This is a genomic window from Kitasatospora sp. NPDC088351 (assembly GCF_040685575.1).
Lineage (GTDB): Bacteria > Actinomycetota > Actinomycetes > Streptomycetales > Streptomycetaceae > Kitasatospora.
On record NZ_JBFBIL010000115.1, the window covers coordinates 1 to 6875 of the forward strand.

The window sequence follows — 6875 nt, forward strand, 5'->3', positions numbered from 1 at the left end:
AGGAGATCCCCGCCCTGCTGGCCTGACCGGCGAGGGCCTGACCGGCGAGGGCCTGGCCGGGGGAGCCCCTGGGGCGCCCGGCCCGGCCGCTCAGTCGGTCTCCCGCGCGTGCCGCGAAAGCGCCGACGTGGCCAGCGAGTTGTGCACGCTGAACGCCACCGTCCCGGGCAGGTAGCGGTCCTGGGACCACTCCACCGGCGTCCCCGTCGGGTCGGTGGTCCGGCGCCGCTCGCGCAGCAGCGGGCTGCCGCGCCGGCAGCCGAGCAGCCGGGCGTCCTCCGCGTTGGCGGCGACGATGTCGATGGTGTGGTCGGCGTCCGTGAACAGGATGCCGTGCTCGCGCAGCACTTCGGTGTGCGAGACCACGTCGGGCGGCAGCTGGGCGACGATCTCGCCGACCCGCGGCGGGTAGACGGTCCGCTCGACCATCACCGGCGTCCCGGACAGGGTGCGCAGACGGACCGTCAGATAGACCTCGGCGCCCGGCTCCAGGCGCAGCTGCTCACGCTCGGCGGCGTCGGCGGGGCGGCGGACCAGCGAGTCCAGGATGCCGCCGGGCTCCTCGCCCATCGAGTACGCCCAGTGCGTGAAGCTGAGCAGCTCGGAGAAGCTCTGCACCCGCGCGGTGCCCAGCACCACCCGCCGGGTGCCGCGCCGGGAGGTGACCAGCCCGTCCGAGCGCAGCACGGCCAGCGCCTGGCGGACGGTGCCGCGCGAGACGCCGTACTGCTCGGCCAGCGCGCCCTCGGCGGGCAGCCGGCCGGTCTCGCCGTACGCGCCGGTGGTGATCGCCTCGCGCAGGTCGGCGGCCACCTTGCGGTAGAGGGCGCCGGCGGCGCGGTCCTCGGCCGGTGCGGCGGCGGCACGGCCACGGCCCGGCGGCGGGGCGGGCTCCGAGGCCGTCGTGAGGTCCTCGCCCGGCGCGGCCGAGCGGTCCTGGCCCGGCGCGGTTCCTGCGGCCGCGGGGCGGTCGGGCTCCAGTGCCACGTCAGTCAATGTCCCTCCTGGGGCGGTGTCCTGCGCAACCGTACCGGCGCGGACAGCCCGACCTTATCCCGCTGCGCCCTCGAAGCATCGCACTCGGCCGATCGCTCCCGGACGGCCCGATTCGACCGTTCCCGCAGCCGACCCCGGTTCCGGGCCGTCCGTTCACCTTCCCGTCACCGGGCTCCGGCGTACTTACCCCCGTCAGCGAAGTTGGCTAGTCAACTCGGCCCCGTCCGAACCGCCTCTCCGCCCGACTCCGGCCCTCGCGAAGGCCACTCTCAGGACCCCCGGGCCCCCTGAGGCCCCTCGCGAAGGCAGCCCTCGCGAACCTCCCCCTCGCGACCGGCACCCCTCGCAGTACGCCCCCGATCAGGAGACTGACCCGTGACCGTGCACCGTGCCCGCGCCGCCGCCTTCGCGGCCGTACTGACCGCCGCCGCGCTCTCCCTCACCGCCTGCGGCTCCGCCGGTTCGACCACCGCGAAGTCCGGCGACGCCGCCAAGGCCGGCACCAAGGACGCCAAGGACGCCACCTCGCTCGCCGACTTCGGCGGCATGGACGGCCTGGTCGCCGCCGCCAAGAAGGAGGGCAAGCTGCACGCCATCACGCTGCCCCGGGACTGGGCGAACTACGGCAAGCTCATGGACTCGTTCAAGGCCAAGTACGGCATCGAGATCGAGGACGAGAACCCGGACGGCTCCAGCCAGGACGAGATCAACGCGATCACCTCCCGCAAGGGCCAGGACCGCGCCCCCGACGTGGTCGACCTCGGCAGCGCCTTCGCGCTCCAGGCGGTCAAGGACGGCCTGCTCGCCCCCTACAAGGTCGCCACCTTCGACAAGGTGCCGGACACCATGAAGGACGCGAACGGCGCCGCCGTCAACGACTACGGCGGCTACGTCTCCATCGGCTGCGACGCCAAGAAGATCGCCAACTGCCCGAAGACCTTCGCCGATCTGCTCAAGCCGGAGTACAAGGGCCAGGTCGCCCTCAACGGCAACCCGACCAAGTCCGGTTCCGCCTTCGGCGGCGTCTACGCGGCCGCGCTCGCCAACGGCGGCTCGCTGGACAACATCCAGCCCGGCATCGACTTCTTCGGCAAGCTGAAGCAGTCCGGCAACTTCAACCCGGTCGAGTCCACCCCGGCGACCGTCGAGAAGGGCGAGACCCCGATCTCGATCGACTGGTCCTACCTGAACGCCGGCTACACCGACGAGTTCAAGGAGAAGGGCGTCGACTGGAAGGTCTCCGTCCCCAGCGACGGCAGCTACGCCCAGTTCTACAACCAGGGCATCAACAAGTGGGCCCCGCACCCGGCGGCCGCCCGCCTGTGGCAGGAGTACCTGTTCAGCGCCGAGGGCCAGAACCTCTTCCTCGGCGGCTACGCCACCCCGTCCACCTTCGAGGCCCTGAAGAAGGACGGCACCCTGGACACCGCGGCCGCCGCCAAGCTGCCGGCCATCGAGAAGCCGTTCACCACCTTCCCGACCCAGGACCAGATCACGGCCGCCAAGAAGGTCGTCACCGAGAACTGGACCAAGGCCATCGCGGGCTGACATACCGTCACCTCACCTCGAACGGGCTGATCCCACTCATGACCACGGCTCCCACCCCGGTGCCGACCACCCCCGCCGCCACCGTTCCCGGTGGCGGCGCGGGGGCGTCCGCCACCGACACCACCACCGCCACGACCACCACCCCCACCCCGCGCCGCGGCCCGGCGCTGCGCCTCGGCGGCGGCTCCTGGCTCGCCACCGTGCCGCTCTTCGTCTTCTTCGCGATCGGCTTCGGCCTGCCGGCCGTCGCGATCGTGATCGGCGCCTTCACCACCTCCAGCGACGCGGAGGGCGGCGGCGGCCGGTTCACCCTCGACAACGTCACCGCCTCGGTCCAGGGGGCCTACTGGACGGCGATGGTCAGCAGCCTCAAGCTGTCCGCGCTCACCGCGCTGCTCTCCACCGTGATCGGCCTGCCGATCGCCCAGGCCGTGGTGACCTCCCGGTTCACCTGGCTGCGCCAGGCGGTGCTCACCGCCTCCGGCGTCCTGGCCAACTTCGGCGGACTGCCGCTGGCCTTCGCCTTCGTCGCCACCCTCGGCAACGCCGGCGAGATCACCAAGCTGCTCCACCTCACCGACCACGGCTGGTCGCTCTACTCCTTCACCGGCCTGACCGTCGTCTACCTGTACTTCCTCGTCCCGCTCATGGTGCTCACCATCACCCCGGCCCTGGACGGCCTGCGGGTGCAGTGGCGCGAGGCGGCCCACAACAACCGGGCCACCACCGTGCAGTACTGGCGCCACGTCGCGCTGCCGATCCTGCTGCCCTCGCTGCTCGGCGGGTTCGTCCTGCTCTTCGGCAGCGCCTTCGCCGCGTACGCCACCGCCGCCGCCATGGTCGGCGCCACCGTGCCGCTGGTCAGCCGCTCGATCGCCGACGCGCTCTCCGGCAACGTCCTGGTGGGCCAGGGCAACCTCGCCCTCGCCCTCAGCCTCAACATGATCGTGGTGGCCGTCCTGGTGATGGCCGTGTACCTCCCCCTCCAGCGCCGGAGTGCCCGATGGCTCAGCTGACCTCCGCCCGCACCTCGTCCGGGCGCCCGAAGGTGCGCTGGTGGCGCGGTGCCGTCCTGCTCCTCGCGGGCGTCTACTTCGTCGTCCCGCTCGCCGCCTCCGGATACTTCTCCATCGACGACCCGAAGGGCTACTCCTTCGAGGCGTACACCGGCCTGCTGAGCGCCCCCGGCTTCCTCGACAGTCTCTGGCTGACCCTCCAGCTCGCCGTCGTCACCGTCCTGGTGCTGCTGCTCCTGCTGGTGCCCGCGCTGATCGCGGTCCGGCTCGGCGCGCCCCGGCTGCGCCCGGTGATCGACGTGCTCTGCACGCTGCCGCTGGTCGTCCCGCCGGTCGCGCTCACCGCCGGCCTGATCGGCGTGCTGCGCTGGGGCCCGGACTACCTGATGGACACGCCGTTCTTCCAGACCTTCGTGTTCATCCAGGACCCGGACTTCCCGCTGGTCCTGGTCATCGCGTACGTGCTGATGTCGCTCCCGCTCGCCTACCGGGCGCTGGACGCGGGCCTGCGCGCGGTGGACGTCCGCACCCTGGTCGAGGCCGCCCGCAACTGCGGTGCGAGCTGGCCGCGCGCGGTGTTCACCGTCGTCCTGCCGAACCTGCGCGGCGCGCTGCTGAACGCCTCCTTCCTCACCCTGGCCCTGGTGCTCGGCGAGTTCACCGCCGCCTCGATCCTCGGCTACCAGCCCTTCCCCGTGTGGATCTACTCGGTCGGCAACAGCCAGGCCCACATGTCGGTCGCGGTCTCCATCCTGAGCCTGCTGATCACCTGGCTGCTGCTGCTCCTGCTGGCCGCCGTCGGCCGCGAGCGCCGGCACAGGACCACGTCCTGACGTCCGCACCGCTCGGCCGCACCGCTCGGCCGCACCGTTCGGCCTCACTGTTCGACCTCCCGACGTCCCGAGCTCCTGAACTCCACGGAGAAACGAACCCCCATGACTTCCCTCGCAGTTGAGAAGACCGCCACCGCCCCGGGCGGCGCCACCGTCGAGTTCCGCACCCTGCGCCGGGCGTTCGGCACCACCACCGCGCTGGACGGCCTGGATCTCACCGTCCGGCCGGGCGAACTCCTCGCCCTGCTCGGCCCGTCCGGCTGCGGCAAGACCACCGCGCTGCGCATCCTGGCCGGCTTCGAGCAGCACGACTCCGGCCAGGTGCTGGTGGACGGCGAGGACATCACCCGGATCCCCGCGCACCGGCGCGACGCCGGCATGGTGTTCCAGTCCTACAGTCTCTTCCCGCACCTGACCGCCGCCGACAACGTCGCCTTCGGCCTTCGGATGCGCGGCACCGGCAAGGCCGAACGGCGCGGTCGCGCCCAGGAGTTGCTGGAACTGGTCGGCCTGCCGCAGCACGCCGACCGCTACCCGCACCAGCTGTCCGGCGGCCAGCAGCAGCGCATCGCGCTCGCCCGCGCGCTCGCCCTGCAGCCGCGCGTCCTGCTGCTCGACGAGCCGCTGTCCGCGCTGGACGCCAAGGTCCGCCTCTCGCTGCGCGAGGAGATCCGGCGCCTCCAGCAGGAGTTGGGCATCACCACCCTGTTCGTCACCCACGACCAGGAGGAGGCGCTCTCGATGGCCGACCGGGTCGCCGTGCTGCGCGCGGGCCGGCTGGAGCAGTGCGCCACCCCGTCCGAGCTGTACGCCCGCCCGGCGACGGCCTTCGTGGCCGAGTTCGTCGGCACCATGAGCCGCATCCCGTGCACCCGGACGGCCGACGGCGTCGAGGTGCTCGGCCGCCGCCACGCCGTGGACGGCACCGCGCCCGCCGAGGGCGAACTGGAGGTCCTGGTCCGGCCCGAGAACGTGTCGCTGGCCCCGGCCGGGGACGGCCCGGCCCTGGTGGTCTCCGCGTCCTTCCTGGGCGCCGTCACCCGGCTGACCGTCCGCCTCGCCGACGGCACCGAGGTCAAGGCCGACCTGCCGACCGAGGCCGCCGCCACCCTGCCGATCGGCTCCCGCGCCGCGCTCACCCTGCCCGAGCGGCCGGTGCTGGTGGACCGCCGTACCGTCTGAACCGACCTGTCCGTCCCTACTGCACTGCCTCTGCCGCCTCTACTGCCTCTGCTGCTGAACCACCGAAGGTACCGCCATGCCTGAGACCCCCCTGCCCGCCGCCGTCCTCTTCGACATGGACGGCACCCTGGTCGACACCGAGCACCTCTGGTGGCAGGCCGCCGCCGAACTCGCCGAGGAACTCCAGCACCCGCTGACCGACCAGGACGCCCCCGAGGTGCTCGGCCAGGCGATCGAGCACACCGCCGCCCATCTGCACCAGGTCAGCGGCACCTCGCTCAGCGAGGCCGAACTCGCCCACCGCCTCGGCGAGTCCTTCTTCGGCAAGGTCTCCGCCGAGACCGTCCCGCGCCCCGGCGCCCTCGCGCTGCTCGCCGAACTGCGGGACGCCCGGGTGCCCACCGCGCTGGTCTCCGCCTCGCCGCGCCGGGTGGTGGAGCTCGTCCTCTCCACCATCGGCCGCGACTGGTTCGCCGTCACCCTGGCCGCCGAGGACACCGAGCGCACCAAGCCCGCGCCGGACCCGTACCTCGCCGCCGCCGACCGCCTCGGCCTGGACCCGGCGGCCTGCGTGGCCGTCGAGGACACCCCGACCGGCGTCGCCTCCGCCACGGCCGCCGGCTGCGCGGTGCTCGCCGTGCCGTCCACCGCCACGCCCATCCCCGACGGCTCCCGGGTCACCCTGCTCGACAGCCTGGTCCACGCCGACCTCGCCCTGCTCGGAAAGCTCGGCGCCCGCCCGGCCGGCTGACCACCGTGCCCTACCTCCTGCTCGCCCTCGCCATCACCAGCGAGGTCTGCGCCACCAGCTGCCTCAAGCTCACCGAGGGCTTCACCCGCCTCTGGCCCAGCCTGGGCGTGGGCATCGGCTACGCGCTCTCCTTCCTGCTGCTCGGCCGGGCCCTGAAGCACATCCCGGTCTCCGTCGCCTACGCCGTCTGGTCGGGCGCGGGCACCGCCGCGGTGGCCGGCATCGGCGTCATCGCCTTCGGCGAGTCCCTGGGCCGCCTCCAGTGGCTGGGCATCGCCCTGGTGATCGTCGGCGTCATCGTCCTCAACCTCAAGGGCGGCCACTGACCGCCGGCGTGTCGGTGCCGGGTGCGAGCATCGGGCGCATGGGAGTTCTCTTCAACTACTACACCGCCGCCGACGACCGGGCCGCCGCCGGGGCGATCGTGCGCGACGACGACGAGCCGTTCGGCACCGGGTACGACGAATTCACGGTGAAGGGGATCGACCCGATGGTCGGCCTCCTTCCCGCCGAGTCCCTCCTCACCGGCAGGCCCGAGGCGCAGCTCGC

General features: G+C 72.7%; 7 protein-coding genes and 1 pseudogene. 7 read left to right on the forward strand and 1 reads right to left on the reverse strand.

Going from position 1 to position 6875, the window contains the following annotated elements; translation table 11 throughout:
* Positions 1 to 90: 90 nt before the first annotated feature.
* Positions 91 to 813, reverse strand: coding sequence for a GntR family transcriptional regulator (locus AB0P06_RS36430; RefSeq protein WP_363615241.1), 723 nt, complete (start codon positions 811 to 813; stop codon positions 91 to 93).
* Between the two features lie 558 nt (positions 814 to 1371).
* On the opposite strand from AB0P06_RS36430, the gene AB0P06_RS36435 reads away from it, so the two are divergent.
* From AB0P06_RS36435 to AB0P06_RS36465, 7 genes and pseudogenes are all read left to right on the forward strand, one after another.
* On the forward strand, positions 1372 to 2544 hold the full coding sequence (locus tag AB0P06_RS36435) for an ABC transporter substrate-binding protein (RefSeq protein WP_363615229.1): 1173 nt from the start codon (positions 1372 to 1374) through the stop codon (positions 2542 to 2544).
* A gap of 38 nt (positions 2545 to 2582) precedes the next feature.
* Positions 2583 to 3560 carry an ABC transporter permease subunit gene (locus AB0P06_RS36440; protein ID WP_363615231.1) on the forward strand — a complete coding sequence of 326 codons (978 nt, stop codon included), beginning with the start codon at positions 2583 to 2585 and terminating at the stop codon, positions 3558 to 3560.
* A complete protein-coding gene (locus tag AB0P06_RS36445) occupies positions 3548 to 4393 on the forward strand; it encodes an ABC transporter permease subunit (protein WP_363615233.1) in 846 nt (281 codons plus the stop codon). The genes AB0P06_RS36440 and AB0P06_RS36445 overlap by 13 nt, the downstream gene beginning before the upstream one ends.
* A gap of 102 nt (positions 4394 to 4495) precedes the next feature.
* Complete coding sequence (locus AB0P06_RS36450) at positions 4496 to 5575, forward strand: ABC transporter ATP-binding protein (protein WP_363615235.1); 1080 nt, start codon at positions 4496 to 4498, stop codon at positions 5573 to 5575.
* A gap of 76 nt (positions 5576 to 5651) precedes the next feature.
* Positions 5652 to 6326 (forward strand): HAD family phosphatase, encoded by a 675-nt coding sequence (locus AB0P06_RS36455; RefSeq protein WP_363615237.1) that lies wholly within the window; start codon positions 5652 to 5654, stop codon positions 6324 to 6326.
* 5 nt (positions 6327 to 6331) lie between these two features.
* Positions 6332 to 6652, forward strand: coding sequence for a multidrug efflux SMR transporter (locus AB0P06_RS36460; protein WP_363615239.1), 321 nt, complete (start codon positions 6332 to 6334; stop codon positions 6650 to 6652).
* A 38-nt stretch (positions 6653 to 6690) separates the two neighbouring features.
* Positions 6691 to 6875 (forward strand): annotated as a pseudogene (locus AB0P06_RS36465) (hypothetical protein); the annotation flags it as partial.

Excerpts from the sequence above, each read along its gene's own strand:
- AB0P06_RS36445 (WP_363615233.1), top strand. The coding sequence starts at position 3,548 with ATGGCTCAGCTGACCTCCGCCCGCACCTCGTCCGGGCGCCCGAAGGTG.
- AB0P06_RS36440 (WP_363615231.1), top strand. The coding sequence starts at position 2,583 with ATGACCACGGCTCCCACCCCGGTGCCGACCACCCCCGCCGCCACCGTT.
- AB0P06_RS36450 (WP_363615235.1), top strand. The coding sequence starts at position 4,496 with ATGACTTCCCTCGCAGTTGAGAAGACCGCCACCGCCCCGGGCGGCGCC.
- AB0P06_RS36455 (WP_363615237.1), top strand. The coding sequence starts at position 5,652 with ATGCCTGAGACCCCCCTGCCCGCCGCCGTCCTCTTCGACATGGACGGC.